This window comes from Flavobacterium sp. (assembly GCF_031363805.1).
GTDB lineage: Bacteria > Bacteroidota > Bacteroidia > Flavobacteriales > Flavobacteriaceae > Flavobacterium.
Map to the genome: position 1 here is coordinate 1 of NZ_JANLVD010000166.1, position 1,734 is coordinate 1,734.

2 protein-coding genes are annotated in these 1,734 nt (G+C 30.2%); both read right to left on the reverse strand.

The genetic code is table 11. The annotated features are described in order from the left end of the window. Positions 1–585, reverse strand: a 585-nt coding sequence (locus RMN92_RS09715) for a nucleotide sugar dehydrogenase (RefSeq protein WP_409024857.1), incomplete at its 3' end; no start/stop codon positions are given. 3 nt (positions 586–588) lie between these two features. Beyond that, on the reverse strand, positions 589–1,569 hold the full coding sequence (locus RMN92_RS09720) for an SDR family oxidoreductase (protein WP_309609260.1): 981 nt from the start codon (positions 1,567–1,569) through the stop codon (positions 589–591). Positions 1,570–1,734 lie beyond the last annotated feature (165 nt).

Here is a 1,734-nt window from a genome sequence, read left to right on the forward strand (position 1 = left end):
TGCCGTAATAACCGATTTATATAAGTCGTTCACTTTTTGTCCGATTTCCGGAGTGGAACCTGAAGTTACTTTTAAAATTTTTTCTACCGTATGTTCTTTATCTCCTGGATTTATTCTTTCTGGAGAATATCCCGCAAAAAAATCGACATTAAATTTTAAACCGCTTATTTTTTCTAAAACTGGCACACATTCTTCTTCTGTTGCACCAGGATAAACTGTAGATTCGTATATTACAACATCTTCTTTTTTAAGTACTTTGCCGACTGTTTCAGAAGCTTTATAAAGTGGTGTTAAGTCCGGTTTTTTATCTTTATCAACTGGAGTTGGAACTGTTATAATATAATAATTACAATCTTTTATTTCCGAATTATTTGATGTACAAAATAATCCGTTTTGAGGAGAATTTTCAAATTTTAATACCGATTTTAATAATTCATTGTCAATTTCTAGGGTATTATCAAAACCTGAATTAAGTTCTGAGATTCTTTTTTGATTGATATCAAAACCTACCACACTATATTTCGTAGCAAATAATCTTGCTAGTGGCAAACCTACATATCCTAAACCTATAATTGCAATTTTCATTTTTTAATTTAAATTTTCCCAATACCATTTTACCGATTCTTTCAAACCTTGCTGCAATGAAAACTGAGGATTGTAACCTAATAATTTTTTTGCTTTTTCGATACTAGCCAAGGAATGCGGAATGTCTCCCACTCTATTCTGACCATATACAATTTTAACATCCAAAATTTTAGAATCAAATTTTGACAATTCAATTTTCAGAGTTTCAATTAAATCATTCAATGTTGTTCGTTCTCCAAAAGCTGTATTATAAACCGTATTTATGGCCTCAAGATTTTGAGTTAACATGGCCAATTCATTCATTTGAATTACATTGTCTATATAAGTAAAATCACGAGAAAAATTCCCATCTCCATTTATAATTGGACTTTCATGCTTCATTAATTGCATCACAAATTTAGGAATCACGGCAGCATAAGAGCCATTTGGGTCTTGTTTTCGACCAAAAACATTAAAATACCGCAATCCAATTGTTTCTATACCATAAGTTTTGCTAAAAATATCTGCATACAATTCGTTTACATATTTTGTAATTGCGTAAGGCGAAAGAGGCTTCCCAATAACTTCTTCTACTTTGGGTAATGATTCCGAATCGCCATAAGTAGATGAACTGGCAGCATAAATAAATCGTTTTACTTTTGCTTCTTTTGCAACAGAGATTATATTTAAAAATCCAGAAATATTAACATCATTGGTAGTAATTGGATCAGAAATTGATCTTGGAACCGATCCTAAAGCCGCCTGATGCAAAACATAGTCAACATTTTGAATTGCTTTTTGACAATCGGAATAATTCCGAATATCACCTTCAATCAATTTAAAATTTTCATTTGAAATAAGATGTTCAATATTATGATAATGCCCAGTTGAAAAATTATCAAGGCATATTATTTGGTGATTTTTGGATAAAAAATATTCACATAAATTTGACCCTATAAATCCAGCACCGCCAGTAATCAATATTTTAAATGTTGATTGTTTCAATTATTTTTTAAAGGTTTTTTTAATAAATTTAACAATTGGATTTTTAGGCTCTTCATTTTCATGATAACCATTGGCATAGTTTCCATATCCGTAGCCATAACCATAGCCGTAACCATATTTGGCTTTGTTTTCAAAACCATTTAAAATGATACTAATATTTTTTAA